This is a genomic window from Halorussus salilacus (genome assembly GCF_024138125.1).
Classification (GTDB): domain Archaea; phylum Halobacteriota; class Halobacteria; order Halobacteriales; family Haladaptataceae; genus Halorussus; species Halorussus salilacus.
This window is the reverse complement of record NZ_CP099993.1, coordinates 2654441-2673789: the sequence shown is the minus strand read 5'-3', so window position 1 is coordinate 2673789 and position 19349 is coordinate 2654441. Positions and strand designations below refer to the sequence as shown.

19 protein-coding genes and 1 tRNA gene are annotated in these 19349 nt (G+C 68.3%); 9 read left to right on the top strand and 11 right to left on the bottom strand.

The genetic code is table 11. The features are described from left to right. Positions 1-163 precede the first annotated feature (163 nt). The 3 genes from NGM10_RS13820 to NGM10_RS13810 all read right to left on the bottom strand — a co-directional run bounded on the left by NGM10_RS13820 (position 164) and on the right by NGM10_RS13810 (position 3327). Positions 164-1690: an aldehyde dehydrogenase family protein gene (locus NGM10_RS13820; protein WP_253479691.1), complete on the bottom strand. Its 1527-nt coding sequence runs from the start codon at positions 1688-1690 to the stop codon at positions 164-166. 147 nt (positions 1691-1837) lie between these two features. Further along, positions 1838-3073: an HD domain-containing protein gene (locus NGM10_RS13815; protein ID WP_253479689.1), complete on the bottom strand. Its 1236-nt coding sequence runs from the start codon at positions 3071-3073 to the stop codon at positions 1838-1840. Continuing rightward, positions 3070-3327, bottom strand: a complete 258-nt coding sequence (locus NGM10_RS13810) for a hypothetical protein (RefSeq protein ID WP_253479687.1) — start codon at positions 3325-3327, stop codon at positions 3070-3072. The genes NGM10_RS13815 and NGM10_RS13810 overlap by 4 nt, the downstream gene beginning before the upstream one ends. Positions 3328-3765: 438 nt before the next feature. Between NGM10_RS13810 and cofD the strand changes: the two genes are divergently transcribed. Genes cofD through NGM10_RS13790 form a run of 4 tightly spaced genes read left to right on the top strand, consistent with a single transcriptional unit; the run spans position 3766 to position 7056 of the window. Then, the gene (cofD, locus tag NGM10_RS13805) at positions 3766-4827 is read left to right on the top strand and encodes a 2-phospho-L-lactate transferase (protein ID WP_253479685.1); all 1062 of its coding nucleotides are present in this window, start codon (positions 3766-3768) and stop codon (positions 4825-4827) included. Then, a complete protein-coding gene (locus tag NGM10_RS13800) occupies positions 4827-5600 on the top strand; it encodes a tRNA-dihydrouridine synthase (protein WP_253479683.1) in 774 nt (257 codons plus the stop codon). The genes cofD and NGM10_RS13800 overlap by 1 nt, the downstream gene beginning before the upstream one ends. Further along, positions 5597-6439, top strand: a complete 843-nt coding sequence (locus tag NGM10_RS13795; RefSeq protein WP_253479682.1) for a triphosphoribosyl-dephospho-CoA synthase — start codon at positions 5597-5599, stop codon at positions 6437-6439. Before NGM10_RS13800 ends, NGM10_RS13795 begins: the two co-directional genes overlap by 4 nt. Continuing rightward, positions 6436-7056 carry a DUF447 domain-containing protein gene (locus NGM10_RS13790; protein WP_253479680.1) on the top strand — a complete coding sequence of 207 codons (621 nt, stop codon included), beginning with the start codon at positions 6436-6438 and terminating at the stop codon, positions 7054-7056. The genes NGM10_RS13795 and NGM10_RS13790 overlap by 4 nt, the downstream gene beginning before the upstream one ends. A 31-nt stretch (positions 7057-7087) precedes the next feature. Here the strand turns inward: NGM10_RS13790 and NGM10_RS13785 are convergent, their stop codons facing one another. After that, on the bottom strand, positions 7088-7759 hold the full coding sequence (locus NGM10_RS13785) for a metallophosphoesterase family protein (protein ID WP_253479678.1): 672 nt from the start codon (positions 7757-7759) through the stop codon (positions 7088-7090). 96 nt (positions 7760-7855) lie between these two features. Here NGM10_RS13785 and NGM10_RS13780 point away from each other — a divergent pair, with 96 nt between their 5' ends. Together NGM10_RS13780 and asd are read left to right on the top strand one after the other, a co-directional pair. Continuing rightward, on the top strand, positions 7856-8029 hold the full coding sequence (locus NGM10_RS13780; protein WP_253479676.1) for a 30S ribosomal protein S17e: 174 nt from the start codon (positions 7856-7858) through the stop codon (positions 8027-8029). Between the two features lie 334 nt (positions 8030-8363). Next, the gene (gene asd, locus NGM10_RS13775; RefSeq protein ID WP_253479673.1) at positions 8364-9398 is read left to right on the top strand and encodes an aspartate-semialdehyde dehydrogenase; all 1035 of its coding nucleotides are present in this window, start codon (positions 8364-8366) and stop codon (positions 9396-9398) included. A 31-nt stretch (positions 9399-9429) separates the two neighbouring features. Here the strand turns inward: asd and NGM10_RS13770 are convergent, their stop codons facing one another. Both NGM10_RS13770 and NGM10_RS13765 read right to left on the bottom strand, forming a co-directional pair. After that, complete coding sequence (locus NGM10_RS13770; protein ID WP_253479671.1) at positions 9430-9657, bottom strand: hypothetical protein; 228 nt, start codon at positions 9655-9657, stop codon at positions 9430-9432. Positions 9658-9726: 69 nt separating this feature from the next. Further along, a complete protein-coding gene (locus tag NGM10_RS13765; RefSeq protein WP_253479669.1) occupies positions 9727-10689 on the bottom strand; it encodes a D-2-hydroxyacid dehydrogenase in 963 nt (320 codons plus the stop codon). A gap of 198 nt (positions 10690-10887) precedes the next feature. Here NGM10_RS13765 and NGM10_RS13760 point away from each other — a divergent pair, with 198 nt between their 5' ends. Beyond that, positions 10888-11277, top strand: a complete 390-nt coding sequence (locus NGM10_RS13760; RefSeq protein ID WP_253479667.1) for a secondary thiamine-phosphate synthase enzyme YjbQ — start codon at positions 10888-10890, stop codon at positions 11275-11277. Between the two features lie 43 nt (positions 11278-11320). On the opposite strand, the gene NGM10_RS13755 is transcribed toward NGM10_RS13760, so the two are convergent. Beyond that, positions 11321-12307 (bottom strand): ABC transporter permease, encoded by a 987-nt coding sequence (locus NGM10_RS13755; protein WP_253479666.1) that lies wholly within the window; start codon positions 12305-12307, stop codon positions 11321-11323. Between the two features lie 64 nt (positions 12308-12371). On the opposite strand from NGM10_RS13755, the gene NGM10_RS13750 reads away from it, so the two are divergent. Next, positions 12372-13517: an ABC transporter permease gene (locus NGM10_RS13750; protein WP_253479665.1), complete on the top strand. Its 1146-nt coding sequence runs from the start codon at positions 12372-12374 to the stop codon at positions 13515-13517. Between the two features lie 57 nt (positions 13518-13574). Here the strand turns inward: NGM10_RS13750 and NGM10_RS13745 are convergent. From NGM10_RS13745 to NGM10_RS13735, 3 genes are all read right to left on the bottom strand, one after another. Beyond that, positions 13575-13649, bottom strand: a tRNA-Glu gene (locus NGM10_RS13745). Between the two features lie 116 nt (positions 13650-13765). Continuing rightward, positions 13766-14452, bottom strand: coding sequence for an NUMOD3 domain-containing DNA-binding protein (locus tag NGM10_RS13740; RefSeq protein ID WP_253479664.1), 687 nt, complete (start codon positions 14450-14452; stop codon positions 13766-13768). Between the two features lie 238 nt (positions 14453-14690). Next, entirely contained in the window at positions 14691-16679 is a 1989-nt protein-coding gene (locus NGM10_RS13735; protein WP_253479663.1) for a 3-hydroxyacyl-CoA dehydrogenase/enoyl-CoA hydratase family protein, read from the bottom strand. Between the two features lie 115 nt (positions 16680-16794). Between NGM10_RS13735 and NGM10_RS13730 the strand changes: the two genes are divergently transcribed. Further along, positions 16795-17946, top strand: a complete 1152-nt coding sequence (locus NGM10_RS13730) for an acyl-CoA dehydrogenase family protein (protein ID WP_253479662.1) — start codon at positions 16795-16797, stop codon at positions 17944-17946. A 327-nt stretch (positions 17947-18273) separates the two neighbouring features. On the opposite strand, the gene NGM10_RS13725 is transcribed toward NGM10_RS13730, so the two are convergent. Beyond that, positions 18274-19332, bottom strand: coding sequence for a dipeptidase (locus NGM10_RS13725; RefSeq protein WP_253479661.1), 1059 nt, complete (start codon positions 19330-19332; stop codon positions 18274-18276). Positions 19333-19349: the final 17 nt, after the last annotated feature.

The window sequence follows — 19349 nt, the reverse complement described above, 5'->3', positions numbered from 1 at the left end:
ACCCCCTTGAACCTCCCCCTTTCGGACGAATCGGGGGCCGACGGTCGCAGTGGCTACCGGCGCGAGACCGGCGAGGGGCCGACGCGAGACCAGCGCGAGACCGGGGTCACGGCAGGGGCGGTCGTCGGGGCGGGGGTCCCGCGGGACCCCCGCCCCGACGACCTCAGTACGGGTACTCCCGGGGTTCGTCCTGCACCGAAATCCACTTGGTCTCGGTGAACGCCTCGACGATGGCCTCGCCGTTGTACCGGCCGATTCCCGACGCGCCGACCCCGCCAAAGGGGACGTGAGGCTCGTCGTTCAGGGGCTGGTCGTTGATGTGGACCATCCCGGTGTCGAGTCGGCGCGCGATGTCCATCGCGCGCTCTCGGTCCTCGCAGTGAACCGACCCCGAGAGACCGTACTCGGTGTCGTTGGCGAGTTCGATGGCCTGCTCGTCGGTCTCGAAGGGGACGACCGGCGCGACCGGACCGAAGTGTTCCTCGGCCGCGATGGGCATGTCGTTCGCGACGTTCGAGAGGACGGTGGGTTCGACGAACCACTCGTAGTGGTCGCCTCCGGCCTCGATCTCCGCCCCTCGCTCGACCGACCGTTCGAGGAGGTCCACGATGGTCTCGTACTGGGAGGCGTTCTGGACCGGGCCGACCACCACCCCTTCCTCGCGGGGGTCGCCCATCGGGAGTCGCTCGGCGCGGGCGGCGAGTCGCTCGACGTACTCGTCGTACACCGACTCGTGGACGAGGTGGCGGTTGATGGAGATGCACTCCTGACCCTGATGGGTGAACGACCCGAAGACGCCGCCGTCGACAGCGCGGTCGAGGTCGGCGTCGTCGGTCACGATGTGGGCGTTGTTGCCCCCGAGTTCGAGCGCCGGGGTCGAGAGTTGCTCGGCCGCCGCCGCGCCGACCTCTCGGCCCACCTCGGTGGAGCCGGTGAACGAGACGACCGACGGCGTCGAGTGACTCGCGACGGCCTCGCCGATCTCCGACCCCGTTCCGGTGACGACGTTCAGCACGCCGTCGGGGAGCCCGGCCTCCTCGAAGATGCGCGCGACCGCGAGCCCGCCGACCACGGCGGTGTGGGTCGAGGGCTTGAGGACCACGGCGTTGCCCAGCGCGAGCGCGGGCGCGACCGCCCGCATCGAGAGGTACAGCGGGAAGTTCCACGGCGAGATGACCCCGACCACGCCCGCGGGCTCCCGGGTGAGGAGGTTGCGCTTGCCCTCGACGACCGACTCGCGCTCGTCGGTCCCGAACGAGTCGGCGAGGTCCTCGGCGACCGACATCGTTCCCCCGGTGAGGTCGAGTTCGATGTCGGCCTTCAGGCGCGCGCCGCCGCACTCGACCGCGAACAGGTGTACGAACTCCTCCCGGTAGGCATCGACGAGTTCGCGGGCGTCGGCCACGACCGACGCCCGCTCGTCGGGGGTGCGCTCGGCCCACGCGCGCCGGGCCGCGTCGGCGGCCGCGTAGGCCTCCTCCACGTCGGCGTCGGTCCCCGCGGGGACCGCGCCGACCGGCTCCCGGGTCGCGGGGTTCATCACGTCGAGCGTGTCGCGGTTCTCACGCGGTCGCCACTCGCCGTCGACGTAGTGGGCGTTCCACCCGGTGACGGGCGCGAGTTCGAGCGCGTCGAGCGAGTCGGCGCGTCGATCGGCGGCGTCGTAACCTCGTCTGGGTTTCGTCCCCATGATAGGAAGTAACAACCTCCAGCGACTTATATTTATTCACGTAAGGTAAAATATATAAGTGGGGAGCGTTCCGCGTCGTCGCCACCCCGCGTCGCGGAGACGGGGAGGCCGAGTCGCAACCCCTTCAGCGCCGGGGCTCGAACCCGTTCAGTCCCGCGACCCGAACTCGTCGAGCGTCGTGCGCTGGCCGGGGGTCCGAACCTCGTTGACGAGCGCGCCGTCGGTCTCCAGCCCCAACACGCGCTCGGCGGCGTGGCCCACGGCGTCGGTCGCGTCGCTCGGCGCGTAGACCCCGAGTCGCCACTGCTCGCGCTGGACGTGCCGGAGTGCGGATACCAGCGCCGACTGCTCGCCCAGCCGCCTGATGTCGCCGTTGACGATGACCCGCGAGGACGACTCTGTCATGCTCGGGCGACCCAGCACGTCGATGATGACCTCGCCGCGATCCACGTCTGCCTCGTCGGCTATCTCGGCCTCGTAGTCGAGGATGGCGTCGTGGTCGGCGTCGATGACCGCGTCCGGAACGTCTCCCATCTCGGCCCAGACCGCGCGCTTGTAGAGGTCCCGAGCGCCGAGCCGCCGGGCGAACTCCGCGGTCTCTGGCTCGCTCCGGAGCGTCGCGAACAGGTCGTGGTCGTCCATCCGGCGCAGTTCCTCGGCGCTCACGTCGGTCTCGGTCAGCAGGCGCTCGCTCGCGCGCTTGAGGATTCCCCGACAGATGCGGGTGACGTGGTGGTTGTAGACCGTGGGGTTCATCAGGGCTCGCGCGAGCAACAGGCTCTCGGCGGTCGGGACGTTGCCCTCCCCGAGGACGAGCTCGCCGTCGATGAGCGTCAGCTCCCGGACCAGCCGCGAGTGGTCGATGGTTCCGTAGGGCACGCCGGTGTGGTGGGCGTCGCGCACCAAGTAGTCCATCCGATCCACGTCGAGTTCGCCCGAGACGAGCTGGCCCAGCTTTCCCTCCCCCGCGATGAGGTCGGCGACCGCGGCGGGGTCGTGGCCGTGGTTTCGGAGCACGTCGCCGACCGACCGCTCGGCGAGCAGTTCGTGAACGTCGTCGTGGTACTTGCCGGTGTGACGGTGGATGACCGCCTCGATGGTGTGGCTGTACGGGCCGTGGCCCACGTCGTGGAGGATGGCGGCCGCCCGGACGCGCTCGGCGCGCTTGCCGTGGATTCCGAGGTGGTCGAGCGCCTCGCACGCCAGATAGTAGACCCCGAGGCTGTGCTCGAACCGGGTGTGATTCGCCGAGGGGTAGACGAGGTGGGCGGGTCCCAGTTGCTTGATGCGGCGGAGCCGCTGGACCGCGGGCGTGTCCAGCAACGCTCGCGCGACGCCCTCGACCTCGATGTGGTCGTGGACGCTGTCCTTGATGGTCTTCATATTCCGGAGTTCGGCGGCTTGGTATAAAAACCGCCGGACCGCTTTCGGGGTTTAGCCGTGGGAAAACGTTCGATTCGAACGACTGGAGAAGACGAGACGACGAACAGCCAGAAAGCCCCCGCCCGCTCGCTACGAAAAACAGAGTCCGTGAACGAGACCGCTTCGAAAGCCCCCGCCCGCTCGCTACGAAAAACAGAGTCCGTGAACGAGAACGCTTCGAAAGCCCCCGCCCGCTCGCGGTCGCTCAGCGACATATCCTCGCTCGCTTCGCTCACTCGGATAGGGGTCGCTGAGACGACCACGTAGAACGCGAGCGGGCGGCCCCTTTCAGTCCCACCCGGTGGATTGTCTTGCCGGTCGTCGCCCGGTGGACTGTCCCGCGGAGAGTCAGCCGGTGGGACAGTCAACTCGGCGCGCGCTGGCGCGGGCCGCGGTTTGGCCCGCGCCAACCGCGCGAGGGACGAGTATCGCAGGGCGTGAGCGAAGCGAACGTCCGAGAAACGCAGTCGGTTGGGGAGGGTGTGGTTGCGGTTTCATAGGTGACGTGCGAGTAGTCGAGACGACCGAATCAAACCCAACGCAGAGGAGTCGAAAACCGTCCACGCACGAGTACCACGTCCGTATCAGTCGTTCCGAACGCAACCCTCGCAGACAGCACAAGGGTTTACCTCCCGGAACCCGCACGTCGCCACATGGTGACGTTTCTCTCCGGGGGCACCGGAACCCCCAAGCTCCTGGCGGGCGCGCAATCGGTGTTCGACCCCGCCGAGACCACCGTCGTCGGCAACACCGGCGACGACGTGGAACTCGGGGGACTGCTCGTCTGCCCCGACATCGACACCGTCCTCTTCGAACAGGGCGACGTGCTCGACCGCGAGCGGTGGTGGGGCATCGCCGACGACACGACCGAGACCCACGGGGAACTCCGAGACCTCGCCGAATCGGTGGGCCTCGAACCCGGGCCGAGATACCTCCCCGAGGCGGCCCAGACCGAGGGCCGCGACATCGCCCGATGGCGGCGGTTCTCTGGCATCGCTGAGTTCATGGAGATCGGCGACCGCGACCGGGCGATACATCTCACCCGGACGAGTCTGCTCGACGAGGGGCGGTCTCTCACCGAGGTCACCCGCCTGCTCGCGGCCGCCCTCGACGTGCCGGTGGACGTGGTGCCGATGAGCGACGACCCCGTGGCGAGCATCGTCCACACGGCCGCGAGCAAGAAAGAAGACGAGGACGAAGACGAGAACGAGGACGAGACCGGGGCCGACTACCCCGACGAGATGCACTTCCAAGAGTTCTGGGTCGCCCACCGCGCCGACCCCGCGGTCGAGCGAGTCGAGTTCCGCGGCGCGGACTCGGCGGAGCCGAGTCCCGCCGCGCTCGGGGCCATCGAGGAGGGGCCGGTCGTCGTCGGTCCCTCGAATCCGGTGACGAGCATCGGGCCCATCGCGGCCATCGACGGGCTCCGCGAGGCGCTCGAATCGGCCACCGTGGTCGCGGTCTCTCCCTTCGTCGAGGACGAGGTGTTCTCCGGGCCCGCCGCGAAGCTGATGGAGGCGGTCGGCTACGAGCCCTCGACGCGGGGCGTCGCGACGGCCTACGACTTCGCCGACGCCTTCGTGCTGGACGACGCCGACGGCACGGACCTCGACCGGCCGGTCGTGCGGACCGACACCCGGATGGACGACGAGGCCGACGCCGAGCGCGTGGCGGAGGCCGTCGTCGACGCGCTGGATGCGCGGGGGGTGGCGTGATGTTCGAACCCAGAGTCGCGCTCGCGAGCCTCAGCGGCCGGTCCGACGCCGACTGGGCCGTCCGGGGAGAGCAGTTCGCCGGAGCCGCGTTCCTCGGGGGCATCGCGCTCGACGACCAGACCCGCGAGGCCGCCCGCGAACTGGTCGGCCGCGACCGCGAGGAGTTCCTGCCCGACGACTCCCTCGGGTTCGTCGACCGCCAGCTCGCCGCACTCGAAGACGCCGACCTCCGGGCGGGGTTCAACGTCCGGGCTGCCGGTTCCGAGCCGGTTCGGGAGGCCGCCCGAATCTGTGCCGACCGTGACGCCGTCCTCGAAGTGAACGCCCACTGCCGACAGGACGAGATGTGCCGGGCCGGAGCAGGAGAGGCCCTCCTCCGCGACCCCGACCGCCTCGCGGAGGCGGTCGGGGTCGCGGCCGACGCGGGCGCGACCGTGAGCGTGAAGGTCCGCGCGGAGGTGCCCGGCGTCGACCTCACCGAAATCTCCCGCACAATCGAGGACGCGGGCGGCGACGCGGTCCACGTCGACGCGATGGACTCGGAGGGCGTAATCGCGGACGTCGCCGAATCGGCCGACCTGTTCGTCATCGCCAACAACGAGGTGCGCGACCGCGAGTCGGTCCGGGAGTACCTCGCCCACGGTGCCGACGCGGTGAGCGTCGGCAGGCCGAGCGACGACCCCGCGGTCCTCCGGCGGGTCGGGCGGGCGACCGACGAGTGGTTCGCCGGGTCCGAATCCGAGCCCGAAGCCGAATCGGAGGTGCGCGCATGACTCCCGCGCAGAACGCCCAGCTCGCGCTCCTGCTGGAGGTCTCCGGGACCCCCAAGCCCGGCAACGTCGACCGCGAGCGCGACCTCCCGGGCCTGCGATTCGAGCACTTCCTCGCGGGCGCGGTCGGCGCGGGGCCGGGCCTGCGCGCGGCCGAGGGGGGCGCGCCCGTCGGCGAGGCGTTCGAGCGCGCGGTCGCCGGGATGAGCCAGCAGGAGGGCGACAACACCCAGTTCGGCGCGCTCCTGTTGCTGGTCCCCCTCGTCAAAGCCGCCGCCGAGGGCGACCGGCCGCTCTCGCCCGGGGCCGTGACCCGAGTCGTCGAGGACACCACCGTCGCCGACGCCGCGGGCTTCTTCCGGGCGTTCGACCACGCCGACGTGTTCGTCGGCGACCCGCCCGAGGACGCCGCCGACCTCGACGTCCGCCGCGGGAGCGACGCGATTCCGGCGGTCAAGGAGCGCGACATCGCGCTGTACGACGTGCTGGCACTGGGCGACGAGGACGACGATATCGCCGCCGAGTGGACCGGCGGCTTCGAGCGCACCTTCCGGGCGGCAGACCGACTCGCCGAGTTGGAGGGTCCGGCGTCGGCGCGGGCCGCGCGGGTCTACCTCGAACTGCTCGGGCGCGAACCCGACACCCTCGTCGCGACGAAGCACGGCGAGAAGGTCGCAGAGAGCGTCCGGGTCCGCGCCCAGCAGGCGCTCGAAGGCGGTCCCGAGGTGGTCGAGGCGTTCGCCGAATCGCTGGTCGAGGACGGCGTCAACCCCGGTACCACGGCCGACCTCATCGCTGGCGGGCTGTTCGTGGCGCTCGAACGCGGGGAGGTGTCGGTGTGAGCGACGCGGACGGCGAGGGCAGGGACGCGAGCGAACCGGGAGCCGAGTGGCCCGTCGAGTTCCGGGGGGTCACCGAGTCGGTCGTGACCACGCTCGGGCCGAACGGCCGCTGGAACGCCGCCGCGCTCGGCCTCCACCCGCCCGAGGGGTCTGGGGACCCCGTGACCGCCCGGACGTGGGGCGACACCCGGACTCGCCGGAACTTCCACCGGCGGGGCGGCGGTCGCGTCCAGTTCACCCGCGACCCCGTGACGTTCGTGGACGCCGCCCTGTCGATATTCGAGGTCGAGTCGCCGGTGCTACCGTCGGCCGACGCGTGGGCCGCGGTCGACGCCGAACCGGTCGAGTCGGGCGAGTCGGGCGGGACGCGCTGGGAGGAGTGGGAACTCCGGCCGCGCGAGACCGGCGTCGAGCGGCGGGTCGTCCCCACGACCAACCGGGGATTCGGCGCGGTCGTCGAGGCCACCGTCGCGGCCTCGCGGCTGGGCGTCGACGCCTACGACCAGACGGCGCTCCGGCGACGGCTGTCGTACTTCGAGGAGGTCGGACGCAACTGCGGGGGCGACCGGGTCCGGGAGGCGCTCGACCGCCTCGACGAGCACGTCGAGACCGACTGAGACGGCCGGGAACGAGCGGATTCTCGGGACGCTACCGCCCTTCGACCAGTCGCGCCCACGTCTCGCGGGGCATCCCGAGTTCCTCGACCCGCTCGCGGACCGCGTCGATGTCGTACTCGACCCGCCGGAGGTCGGCGGTCGCCTCGTCGGTATCGACCACGGCGTACGCCGCGGCCGGGTTCGAGTCCCGGGGCTGGCCCACGCTTCCGGGGTTCAGGACGAGACGGCCGTCTATCGTGGCCTCGTGCTGGATGTGGGTGTGCCCGAGGAACAGGCCGTCGTAGTCGTCCAGATAGGGCCGCATCTCCGGGAACTGGGGCGGCCGGACGTACGCGTCCTCGTACTCCGGGTCGGGGTGGCTGTGGACGACGCGGAACCGGTCGTCGGCGACGGTCCGGCGCTTGGGGAGCGAGCGGACCCACTCGAACTGCCCGTCAGTGAGGTCCTCGTCGGCGCGAGCGAGCCCCGCGTAGGCGGTCTCGTGGTGGCGGTACCGCTCGGGGGTCTCGACCATCCGCTCGTGGTTGCCCTTCACGACGACGTCGGCCGCCTCGCGGACCCGGTCGACGCACTCGCCGGGCCACGGATTGTAGCCGATGACGTCGCCCAGACAGACCAGCGCGTCCACCTCGGGCATGTCGTCGAGGACCGCCTCCAGCGCGACCAGATTGCCGTGAACGTCCGATATCACGCCCAGTTGCATGGGTCGGGGGTCTCGCGGGCGAGGCGTAAGCTTTGGGGACCGGCCACGTCGCCGGAGACCGCAACGCACTTACTTTCCGGCCGTAGAAATCAATGTATGCCAATCAAACCCGACTACGTCAAGAAGACCGGGAACATCCTGCTGGAGCGGTACCCGGAAGCGTTCACGACCGACTTCGACCAGAACAAAGAGAGCGTCACGAAGCTGACCAACATCGAGTCGAAGGGCGTCCGCAACCGCATCGCGGGCTACGTCACGCGAAAGAAATAAGACGGCCGTTTCCAGCATTCGCAAGTCCGGAAGCCTCCGGCTTCCGGACTTGCGCTCTTGCAACATCTCGATCAAAACCACCGTCAGAGTGAAGCTCTGACGAGCCGTCGTTCACGACGACACGGCGTCACCTCCTCCCTCGCTTCGAGCAAGGCGGCTCCGCCGCCTTGCTCTCGGTCGGTCGAAGGTTCCTTGGTCCGCTCGCTCTGCATTCGCTCGCGGTGGATTGCGATGTGACTCCGTGGAGCGCGTCGCCGAGTAAAGCGCATCCGCCGGACGTGCAAGAACAGGGGGTATCCAAACCGTTTTGCTACCGTAGCCCGCAACCCCGACAATGACCGTACGAGTCGGCGTTCTCGGCGCGACGGGCGCGGTCGGCCAGCGATGCATCCAGTTGCTGGACGGCCACCCCGAGTTCGAACTGGCAACGGTAACCGCGAGCGAGTCCAGTGCGGGCCTCTCCTACCGAGAGGCCGCGAAGTGGCGCATCGACGCCCCGATTCCGGAATCGGTCGCCGACCTCACCGTCCGGGCGACCGACCCCGACGAGGTCCCCGACGACGTGGACCTGCTGTTCTCGTCGCTACCGTCGGGCGTCGCGGCCGAGGTCGAACCCGGCTTCGCCGAGGCGGGCTACGTCCTCTCGTCGAACTCCTCGAACGACAGGATGGCCGACGACGTGCCCCTCGTCATCCCCGAGATAAACCCGGGCCACCTCGACCTGCTCGAAGTCCAGCGCGACGAGCGCGGGTGGTCGGGCGCGGTCGTCAAGAACCCCAACTGCTCGACCATCACGATGGTCCCCACCCTCGCGGCGCTCGACGAGTTCGGACTGGAGCGCGTCCACGTCTCGACCCTGCAGGCCGTCTCGGGCGCGGGCTACTCGGGCGTGACCTCGATGGAGATACTCGACAACGTCATCCCGCACATCGGCGGCGAGGAGGCGAAGATGGAGACCGAGTCGAGGAAACTCCTCGGTAGTTTCGACGGCGCGGAGCTGTCCCACCACGACGCCGAGGTGTCGGCGTCGTGCAACCGGGTGCCGACCATCGACGGCCACCTCGAGAACGTCTGGGCCGAGACCGAAGACGACCCGACCGCGAGCGACGTGGAGGAGGCCTTCCGCGGCGTCGAGGGCCTCGACCTGCCGAGCTCGCCCGACCCGCTCATCGAGGTGTTCGACGAGCCCGACCGGCCCCAGCCGCGACTCGACCGCAACGTGGGCGGCGGGATGGCCATCGCGGCGGGCGGCGTGCAGGAGACTGCGAGCGGCGTCCAGTACAACTGCCTCGCGCACAACACGATTCGCGGCGCGGCGGGCGCGGCGGTGCTGAACGGCGAGCTGTTGCGGAGCGAAGGCTGGATTTAGCTCGCGGTCAGCCTCGCGACTCCCGAACGCCTCACTTCCCGGGACGCAAGCGTTCTCGGGCGTCCTCGTCCGTGACCCGCGTGAGGACCGCATCGACCGACCCGCGTTTCTCGCCGATGGTCGCACCGACGAGCGCACCGACGCCAGCCGCGGTGCTCGCGGCGTTCCGGCCGATTAGTCCCCCGACAGCGCCGCCGATGGACCCGCCGATGGCGGCGTACTTGGCGCGAGTCATCGCGCGTTCGATTCGGGCTCGCATGTTTCGACCGTCGTCAGGGGACGGGATAAAGGTGGTCGCCGAGATAGTCGCTACCGCCCGCTCGGAGGTTCACACCACCCGGTTCTCCAGTTCCTCGCCGTCCTCCAACCGCCGGACGTTCTCGGCGACGATGTCGGCCGTCCGGGCGTAGTACTCGGGGGTGTGGCCCGAGCAGTGCGGAGTAACCAAGCAGTTCTCCAGATTCCAGAGCGGGTGGTCCTCCGGGAGCGGTTCGGGGTCGGTCACGTCGAGCGCCGCGCCCCGGATATGCTCCTTTCGGAGCGCGCTCAGGAGGGCGTCGGTCTCGACCACCGGCCCGCGGGCGACGTTGACGAGGACGGCCTCGGGCGGCAGGGTCGTGAGTTCCTCGCGACCGACGAGTCCCCGGGTGGTCTCGGTCAGCGGACACGCCAGCACGAGGTAGTCGGTCCGGGCGAGCGCACCGTGGAACGCCTCGTCGTCGAACCCCACCACCTCGTCGGTCGGCCCGCCCTTCTCGGGGGTGTAGCGCACGCCGACTGTGTCGACGCCGAACCCCTGCAGGCGCTCGACGACGGCGTGGCCGATGGCTCCGAGACCGACCACGGTGACGGTGCTCCCCTGCAGTTCGCCCGCCTTGAAGTGTCGCCACTCGCGGTTCTGCTGGCGTCGCCACCCCTCGTGGAGGCGGCGCGCGAACACCAGCACGTTGCCCACGACGTGCTCGCCGATGTTCGGCCCGTGGACGCCCGAGGCGTTCGTGACCGCCACGCCGCGCTCGTCGAGCGCGTCGAGCGGGAGGTGGCCGGTGCCCGCGTACGCGCAGGCGAACAGTTTCAGGTCTTCCGCGTGAGCCAGCAGGTCCTCCGAAATCTCCATCCCCGTGACGACCGGCGCGCGTGCGATGAGGTCGCGCTCCTGCTTCGGGGTCCGGGCCACGCGAACGTCGGCGTCGGGCAGGCGCTCGCGGATATCGTCGGCGTAGTCGCCGACCGGCATGCCGTGGGTTCCCTTCCGCAGGACGAGCACGTCGGGAGCGTCGTCGTCTGACATGGGCGTGGGTTCGGCGCGGGGGCCTAAATTCCCACCTGATGCGGCAGGCCCCACGGCGAGGTCCCGACAGACCCCACGGCGAGGTCCCGACAGGCCCCATAGCGAGGTCGCGGGCGCGCCGGACGCCCCGCGAGCGGGGCGTCCGGCGCGGTCTCGTCCGGGGTGGGATTTACCCCCGCGGGTCCCGAATCCCGACCCATGTTCGAAGTCGAGACAGACGACCGCGTCGCGGTCGTCGACGTGACCGACCGCGTCGCCGACGAGGTCCCCGCCGACGCGTCGGGGGTCTGCACCGTCTTCGTGCCCCACACCACCGCGGGCGTGGTGGTCAACGAGGCCGAGTCGGGCTTGCTCACCGACCTCGAAGCCCATCTGGAGCGAGTCGCGCCCAGCGACCGCGACTACCGACACGACCGGATCGACGACAACGCCGCCGCCCACCTCCGGGCGGTCGCGCTGGGGGAGTCGGTGAGCGTGCCGGTCGAGGGCGGCGACCTCGCGCTGGGAACGTGGCAGTCGGTGCTGTTCGTGGACTGCGACGGTCCGCGGACCCGGAGGGTCGAGGTCGCGGTCGCCGACGCGGTGTGACTCCGAGAACCGAGCGGGCGGAACCGGGCGCGCGGGGCCCGGCCTACCGCTCGCCCGCCTCGATGCGCGGGTCGAGAACCGCGTAGGTCACGTCCTGCAGGAAGTTCGCGGCGATGCCCACGAACGCGATGACCATCGTCGTGCCGAGGACCAGCGGCATGTCGCGCTGGTGGACCGCCGCGAGGCTCAGAGCGCTGAGCCCCTCGATGCCGAACACCTCCTCGATGACGTAGATGTTGACCACGAGGACCGCGACCATGTCGGTGAAGAACACCGACAGGATGGGGACCGCGGCGTTTCGCAGGACATGGCGTGCGATCGCGAGGCGGCCCACGCCCTTCGCGCGAAGCGCGGCGACGAACTCGTCGTTGACGTATTCGAGCGTCTCGGCCCGCGCGTACCGGAGCTGTCCGGCAAACAGCCCCGAAGCCAGCACCAGCGACGGCAGGACGTACTGTTCGAGGTGCGCGAGCGACCAGAGCTCGGCGGGCGGTGGCTGGGACACCCGCGACAGCACCCCGAGCTCTCCGACGACCAGCAGAAGGGCGATCTCCGCGAGCCAGAAGTTCGGCACCCCGAACCCGGAGTAGGTGAGGACGCTCGCCGCGCGGTCGACGAGTCCCCGCCGGTTGAACGCGGTGTACAGGCCGACCGAGACGCCGCCGAGCAGGGACACGACGAGCGCCGGAACGACGTACAGCGCGGTGTACGGGGTTCGGTCGGCGACGAGTGAGGTGACCGTCCGTCCGTGGCTGAACGACATTCCCCAGTCGAGCGTCGAGATGTCTATCAGCCATCGAGCGTACCGCTCGTGAACCGGGTCGTTCAGGTTCCTCGCTTCACGATAGGCGTTGATAGCCCGTCGAGCGTCTTCTTGGTCGCCTCCGCTTCGAACGACGTCGTAGGCGATGGCTCCCTCGTTCGGGTCGGGCGTGAGGGCGACGAACAGAAACGCCAGCGACACCACGAGATACACCGCGACGACCGCGACGAGGGCACGCCGGGAGAGGTGCCATAGCAGACCCATCATGGAGTACGATTGAAAATAGATTATTAACACTTATGGTTCGCTGATTGGACCGTCGCAGTACGGAATGGGACGCGCCGAAACGACATCACCGGGCGACGAACCCGGTGAGCGAGTAATGACGCCGCGTCGGCGGGCGGTCGCGTTCGCGGTCGGTGCGACCGCGTTGGCGCTCGCGTTCGGCTTCGACCGATTCGTCCGGGGCGAGGGCAGACCGCTGGCCTTCGGGGTGTACCCGAGCGGTCTCGACTACCTGTTCGCGCTGTCGTGGCTCGCGCTCGTGACGTTCGTTCTCGCACCGCTCGCGTCCCGACCGGGCATGACCGCCATCTACTGGAAGCGCCTGAAGACCAACCCGTGGGCGGTGGCCAGCCTCTGTTATCTCGCCGTCTTCCTCGTCGTCGGAACGGTCGGGCCGTGGGTCATCCAGCCCGACGTGAACTTCGCGCACTCGAACCAACCGCCCGTCTTCGCCAGCGTCGACTCGGGATACGTGACCGACTGCGTCGGCCCGATCGTGGACGACCGGTGTCAGGGAACGCTCCAGTACCCCCTCGGGACGAACAGTAGCGGGCAGGGCGTCCTCGCGGTGCTGGTGTCGGGCATGCGCGTGAGCCTCCTCGTCGCACTCGTCACCGCGATGGTGTTCGTCCCCATCGGCATGACCATCGGCGTCGTGGCCGGGTACGTCGGCGGGTGGACCGACACGCTGTTGATGGGCTACGTCGACATCCAGCAGACGATTCCGGCGTTCGTCCTCTACATCATCCTCATGTTCGTCTTCGGAAAGAGCCTCCTGCTCGTCGTGCTCGTGTTCGGGCTCACCAGTTGGGGCGGGTCGGCCCGGATGATCCGGAGCGAGGTACTCCAGCGGCGGGGCGAGGGATACATCGCCGCGGCCGAGAACGCGGGCGCTGGCTGGTGGCACGTCGTTCGCAAGCACCTCCTGCCGAACGTCTCGAACACCGTCGCGACCGCCATGAGCAGACAGATCCCCATCTTCATCCTGACCGAGGTCGCCATCGCGTACCTCGAACTCAACAACCTCACGCTGATGTCGTGGGGCGAGACCATCGCCCGCGACACCCAGCGCTCGTTCCCCGACACATGGTGGGCCTCGACGTTCGCGGTCGTCCTGCTGGTCGCGACCGTGACCGCGGTCAGCGTCTTCGGCGACGCGATGCGGGACGTGCTCGACCCCAAGAGCGTGTGAGGGTCGGGACTCGCGCAGAGAGACCTCCGTCTCTCGAAAACTGAGACGGCCTGAGAATGCTCCGTCTGGGATTTGAACCCAGGTCACAGGCTCGAAAGGCCCGAATGATTGGCCCGGCTACACCAACGGAGCGTTCGCTTCCATCCGGGCGGTTTCCCGGACGCATTCTGACGGATGGCCCGCATGCTTATAAACTCCACTAAATCGCTCTCGGCGTGGTGGGAATCGACACACGCGATTGGTGTCGCCTATCCGCTCGCTTCGAAGAGCAGTTCTATCGGCGCGTCGAACTCGATTTGACCGTGGTCGGCTCTGCCGTGGCATCGCTTGCACAGAAGAACCAAGTTCTCTTCGTCGTGAGCGTCCTCGACCGAGAGGTCCTCGGCTTGCCGGAACACGCGAACCGGTACGATGTGATGAACTTCGAGACGACGCTCAGAGCCGTCGTGGCGACAGTGTTGACAGACCTCGTCACGCTCTCTGACGTTCTCTCGTGCAACGGACCACCCGGCCCCATAGTTGTGGCTGTACCCGCCCCGCCAGTTGGGATTCGACTCACCAGCGGTCGATTCGCTCATCTTTCGTCGGGTCGCCTTCGACCGGGTCGTCCCTTCGAGCGAGTCAGCGATTCGCTTTCGAACGTCCTCTGGTATCTCCTTTCCTTCGTGGGATTCGGACATTCTCTGGCGTGTCTCTGCCGAGAACGACCGGTCCTTCAGAGACTCCGAAATCTTTCGCTTCTCCTCCTCGGTCCGTTCCCGACCGTACATCGGATGGTTCTCACCACGCATCTCTCGCGTCGATATACCGAACCGTTTCATGTATTCCCGTACGGTCGTTGTCGAGATTCCGCATTCCTCGGCGATCTCCCTCTGCGTCAGTCCCTCGTCCCAGTACTTGGTTTCGAGCCAGTGGCCGTTGCGGTACCGTTTCATATATCGACTATAAACACTATTTAGTCTAACGAGACCATAAAATTTCTGGATGTGCTGGCCGGTAGGAAACGAACCCAACGCCAAAAATAGACCCGAAGCGCGGTTCTCGACCGACTCGGCCTACTTCCCCTCGAACTCGGGCTCACTTCCGTCAGAGACAAGCTCTGACGACGTTCGCCTCACTTCCCCTCGAACTCGGGCTCACTTCCGTCAGAGACAAGCTCTGACGACGTTCGCCTCACTTCCCCTCGAACTCGGGCTCACCGTCGCCCATGAACGCCGTGATGCCCTCCATCAGGTCGTCGGTGTTCATGAGGTGGCCGAACGCCTGGGATTCGACCGCAAGCCCCGCGTCGGTGTCGTCGCGGCCCGCGAGCATCGCGCGCTTGGTGTACTTCTGGGCGATGGGCGGTCCGCCAGCGAGGTCGGCCGCGAGTTCGAACGCCCGGTCGTCGAACTCGTCGGGAGAGACGACCTCGTTGACGAAGCCGTACTCTGCCATCGTCTCGGCCTCGAAGCGGTCGGCGGTGAAGATGATCTCCTTGGCGCGGCCCTCGCCGACGACGTGCTTCAGGCGCTGGGTGCCGCCCCAGCCGGGCAGGAGCCCGAGGTCGTGCTCGGGCTGGCCGAACTCCGAGCGGTCGGTGGCGATTCGCATGTCGGCGCAGGTCGCCATCTCCATCCCGCCGCCCAGACAGTAGCCGTCGACGGCCGCGACGACCGGCATCGGGCAGGCTTCGAGCTTGCCGAAGGTGTCTTGGCCCTTCTTCGAGAGTTCGACCGCGGTGAGGGGGTCGCCCCCGCCAGCGGCCATGCTCTGGACGTCGGCACCCGCCGAGAAGGCCCGGTCGCCCTCGCCGACGAGCAGGAGCGCGCGCACGTCGTCGTCCTCCGTGAGGGCGTCGACGGCGTCGGCGAGTTCGTCTAACAGTTGCTCGCTGACGGTGTTCATCCGGTGGGGGCGGTCGAGGACGACCTCGCCGACCATCTCGCCGGGCTTCTCGACGCGGATGGTGTCGTAGTCGTAAGTGCCCTCGCCGTCGGCTCCGCTCGCACCGCTCGCGTCGCCGTAGAAGCCGCCCTCCTCGGCGGCCTCCCGGAGGTAGTCGGCGACCTCGTATCGGTTGGCATCGGTCTCCTCGCGGAGGTCGTCGAGGGTCTCGACCAGCGAATCGAGGCCCGCGTCGTCTGCGAGCCTCGCGGGGCCGTCGGGGAAGCCAGCGCCGAGCATGACCGCCTCGTCGATGGCGTCGGCGTCGGCCACGTCGTTCTCGATGAGTTTGGCGACCTCGTTGGCCATCACGGCCTGAAGCCGGAGCACCGCGTCCTCGCTCCCGGCGTCCGTGGGGATGTCGACGCCGCCGTCTTCGTAGTCGTAGAAGCCCTCGCCGGTCTTCTTGCCGAGCGTCTCGTCTTCGACCTTCTCCACGAGGAGCGGGCAGGGTTCGTAGGCCTCGCCCAGCACGTCGTGCATGTAATCGAGGACGTGATATCCCACGTCGATGCCGACCTGGTCGGCGAGTTCGAAGCTCCCCATCGGGAGGCCCATGTCGAACTTGGTCGCGCTATCGACCTCGGCGACGGTGTACTCGCCCGACTCGACCATCCACGCCGCCTCGTTCATCAGGGGAACGAGCACGCGGTTCACGATGAAGCCGGGGCTGTCCTTCCGGACGCGGACCGGCGTCTTGCCCATCGCCTCCGCGAGGTCCTCGGTGAGGTCGAGCACCTCGCCGTCGGTGTGGGCCCCGGAGATGACCTCGACGAGTTGCATCCGGACCGGGGGATTGAAGAAGTGCATCCCGCAGAACCGCTCGGGACGCTCGGTGACTTCCGAGAGCTCGGTCACCGAGAGGCTGGAGGTGTTGGTGGCGAAGACCGCCCGGTCGGGCGCGTACTCCTCCAGTTCGGTGTACACGTCCTTCTTGATGTCCATCTTCTCGGGTACCGCCTCGATAACGAAGTCGGCCTCGGAGACGGCGTCCTCGAAGTCCACGAGGGGGGTCACGCGCGCTAAGGCGTCGTCGGCCTCCTCGTCGCTTATCTGGTCCTTCTCGGCGAGCTTGCCGAGGCTCCACTCGATCTGGTCGTAGCCGTTCTGGACGAACTCCTCCTTTATGTCCCGGAGGTTCACGTCGAACCCCGAGAGGGCCGCGACCTCCGCGATGCCGTGGCCCATGTTGCCCGCGCCGAGAACCGCGATGGTGTTGATATCTTCGACTTCCATACGCGTACGCTCACCTGCCGGGCGTTTCAAGGTTTCCCTATCGGCGATTAGAAACTCTCTTCGAGTTCATTTACGGTTACAAAGGGATTTAGGGGTGGGTGTGTAAACTCGGACCATGGACTTCGGACTATCAGACGAGCAGCAAGCGATTCGCGACGAGGTGCGGAAGTTCGCCGAGAACGAGATCGTCCCGGTGGCCAAGGAGTACGACGTAGAGGAGAAGTACCCGTGGGACGTCATGGACCAGGCCGCCGAGATGGGGCTTCTGGGGGCCCACATCCCGCTGGAGTACGGCGGCGCTGGCTACAGCAACCTCGAATCCGCCATCATCACCGAGGAGCTGTTCGCCGCCGACCCCGGCATCGGCCTCTGTATCACCTCCGCGGCGTTCGGCGCAGACGCCATCATGGAGTTCGGGACCGACGACCAGAAAGAGCGGTTCCTGACGCCGGTCGCGGAGGGCGAGGCCATCATGGGCGCGGCCATCTCCGAACCCGACACCGGGTCGGACGTCTCCTCGGTGTCGACCCGCGCCGAGAAGGACGGCGACGAGTGGGTGATAAACGGCAACAAGATGTGGATCACCAACGGCTCGGTCGGCGACTACTTCGTCGTCCTGTGCCAGACCGACCCCGACGCCGAGGGCCGATACAACGGCTTCTCCCAGATCGTGGTCGAGTCCGACCGCGACGGCTTCGAGGCCGAGAAGATCACGGGCAAACTCGGCATCCGGGCGAGTGACACCGCCGAGCTCATCCTCGACGACGTCCGCGTCCCCGAGGAGAACCTCGTCGGCACCCGCGGGATGGGCTTCCTCCAGCAGATGCAGTTCTTCGACGAGACCCGGACGGCGGTCGCCGCCCAGGGCGTCGGCATCGCGAAGGGCGCGAGCGAGGCCGCCCTGAAGTACGCTCAGGAGCGCGAGCAGTTCGACCGCCCCATCTCGGAGTTCCAGGCCATCCAGCACAAGCTCGCCGACATGCACACCACGACCGAGGCCGCCCGAAATCTGACCTACAAGGCGGCGTGGAACGTCGACCAAGGCGAGGACATCACGAAGCTCGCGAGCATGGCCAAGGAGTACGCCTCCCGCGTGGCGGTCGACGTGGCCGACGAGGCGGTCCAAATCCACGGCGGCGCGGGCTACGTCAACGACTTCCCGGTCGAGCGGTTCTACCGCGACGCCAAGATCACCCAGATTTACGAGGGGACGACCGAGATTCAGAAGAACATCATCGCCCGCGAACTGCTCGGCAAGGGCTTCTAAGACCACGCTTCCACCTTTTTTCTTCGTCGGGTGCGCGCACGAGCGACCGCGTTCGCGGTCGCTCGTGCGTGCCCACCGCTCTCTGCTCGCGGCCTCGCCGCTCGCATGATACGAGGGACTCCGTCCCTCGCTACTCGAAAAAATCTGGACCGTGGGAGCGAAGCTCCCACGAGCCTTTGTTCGCTTCGCTCACGAAGAGACCAAAAAGCCTGCTCGCTCGACGATTTCGGGCCGCTGAGCGGCCCGAAATCGTCTCGCTCGCGGTACAACTGCTAGTTTGCTTGCCCGCGCGGGCGCTCTGCGCCCGCGCTCGCGGCGACCGCCGGGCTACTCCCACGTCTCCCGAATCACGCGCAGCCAGTTCCCGCGCGCTATCTTTCGAATCTCGTGCGCGTCGAACCCCCTGTTTCGAAGTTCTGCGACCACATCGGGAAGCCCAGTCACGTCGCCCACCGAGTCGAGGATGGTCGCACCGTCGAAGTCGGACCCGAGCGCGACGTGGTCGACCCCGACCCGGTCGGCGACGTACTCGACGTGGTCGACGAGGGTCGAAATCGGCGTGTCGGTCTCCTTCCGGCCGTCCTCGCGCAGCGACGTGACGGCGAAGGTGATGCCGACCACGCCGCCCGAGTCGGCCACCGCGTCGAGCTGGTCGTCGGTGAGGTTCCGACTGGTGGGACAGAGTTCGTGGACCCCGGCGTGGCTCACCACGAGGGGTGCGCTCGAAATCTCGGCCACGTCACGGAAGCCCGCGGCGTTGAGGTGCGCGAGATCCACGAGGATGCCCCGGTCGTTACAGGCCCGAACGAGGTCCCGGCCCGCGTCGGTGAGGCCCGGGCCCGTGTCGGGCGTGCCGGGGTACTCGAAGGGGACGCCGTGGCCGAACTCGTTCGGGCGGCTCCAGACGAGGCCGACCGACCGGACCCCGGCGGCGTAGAGGAAATCGAGGTTCGAGCGGTCCGGGGCGACCGCCTCGGCCCCTTCGAGGTGCGGGACCGCGGCGACGGTCCCCTCCTCGGCGACCGCGGCTTCGAGGTCGTCGGCGTTGCCGACGACCCGGAGCGCGCCGTCGGACTGGGCTTCGAGCCGGTAGAGGAGCGCGAGCGCGTCGTAGGTAAATTCCTTCGCGCGGTCGTGGGCGACTGCGGGCGCGAGGGGCATCCGTCTGCCCTCGTCGGTCTCCTCCCACTCGTAATCGAGGTCCTCGTTCGGGACGAAGACGGCGAACAGACCGCCCGCAAAGTCCCCCTCGCGGGCGCGGGGCAGGTCGACGTGGCCCGCGTCGCCGCGCTCGAAGAAGGAGCGACCGCCGCCGCGGTCGGCGCGAAGGAGGTCGAGCAGTGTGTCGTTGTGGCCGTCGAAGACGGGGGTTCCGGAGGTCGTCATCGGATAGCAGAGGAGGT

What these genes read in the sequence shown, in the direction of transcription:
- NGM10_RS13820 (WP_253479691.1), bottom strand. Translation starts at nt 1,690, where the DNA reads ATGGGGACGAAACCCAGACGAGGTTACGACGCCGCCGATCGACGCGCC.
- NGM10_RS13815 (WP_253479689.1), bottom strand. Translation starts at nt 3,073, where the DNA reads ATGAAGACCATCAAGGACAGCGTCCACGACCACATCGAGGTCGAGGGC.
- NGM10_RS13810 (WP_253479687.1), bottom strand. Translation starts at nt 3,327, where the DNA reads ATGTCGCTGAGCGACCGCGAGCGGGCGGGGGCTTTCGAAGCGTTCTCG.
- cofD (WP_253479685.1), top strand. Translation starts at nt 3,766, where the DNA reads ATGGTGACGTTTCTCTCCGGGGGCACCGGAACCCCCAAGCTCCTGGCG.
- NGM10_RS13800 (WP_253479683.1), top strand. Translation starts at nt 4,827, where the DNA reads ATGTTCGAACCCAGAGTCGCGCTCGCGAGCCTCAGCGGCCGGTCCGAC.
- NGM10_RS13795 (WP_253479682.1), top strand. Translation starts at nt 5,597, where the DNA reads ATGACTCCCGCGCAGAACGCCCAGCTCGCGCTCCTGCTGGAGGTCTCC.
- NGM10_RS13785 (WP_253479678.1), bottom strand. Translation starts at nt 7,759, where the DNA reads ATGCAACTGGGCGTGATATCGGACGTTCACGGCAATCTGGTCGCGCTG.
- NGM10_RS13780 (WP_253479676.1), top strand. Translation starts at nt 7,856, where the DNA reads ATGCCAATCAAACCCGACTACGTCAAGAAGACCGGGAACATCCTGCTG.
- asd (WP_253479673.1), top strand. Translation starts at nt 8,364, where the DNA reads ATGACCGTACGAGTCGGCGTTCTCGGCGCGACGGGCGCGGTCGGCCAG.
- NGM10_RS13770 (WP_253479671.1), bottom strand. Translation starts at nt 9,657, where the DNA reads ATGCGAGCCCGAATCGAACGCGCGATGACTCGCGCCAAGTACGCCGCC.
- NGM10_RS13765 (WP_253479669.1), bottom strand. Translation starts at nt 10,689, where the DNA reads ATGTCAGACGACGACGCTCCCGACGTGCTCGTCCTGCGGAAGGGAACC.
- NGM10_RS13760 (WP_253479667.1), top strand. Translation starts at nt 10,888, where the DNA reads ATGTTCGAAGTCGAGACAGACGACCGCGTCGCGGTCGTCGACGTGACC.
- NGM10_RS13755 (WP_253479666.1), bottom strand. Translation starts at nt 12,307, where the DNA reads ATGATGGGTCTGCTATGGCACCTCTCCCGGCGTGCCCTCGTCGCGGTC.
- NGM10_RS13750 (WP_253479665.1), top strand. Translation starts at nt 12,372, where the DNA reads ATGGGACGCGCCGAAACGACATCACCGGGCGACGAACCCGGTGAGCGA.
- NGM10_RS13740 (WP_253479664.1), bottom strand. Translation starts at nt 14,452, where the DNA reads ATGAAACGGTACCGCAACGGCCACTGGCTCGAAACCAAGTACTGGGAC.
- NGM10_RS13735 (WP_253479663.1), bottom strand. Translation starts at nt 16,679, where the DNA reads ATGGAAGTCGAAGATATCAACACCATCGCGGTTCTCGGCGCGGGCAAC.
- NGM10_RS13730 (WP_253479662.1), top strand. Translation starts at nt 16,795, where the DNA reads ATGGACTTCGGACTATCAGACGAGCAGCAAGCGATTCGCGACGAGGTG.
- NGM10_RS13725 (WP_253479661.1), bottom strand. Translation starts at nt 19,332, where the DNA reads ATGACGACCTCCGGAACCCCCGTCTTCGACGGCCACAACGACACACTG.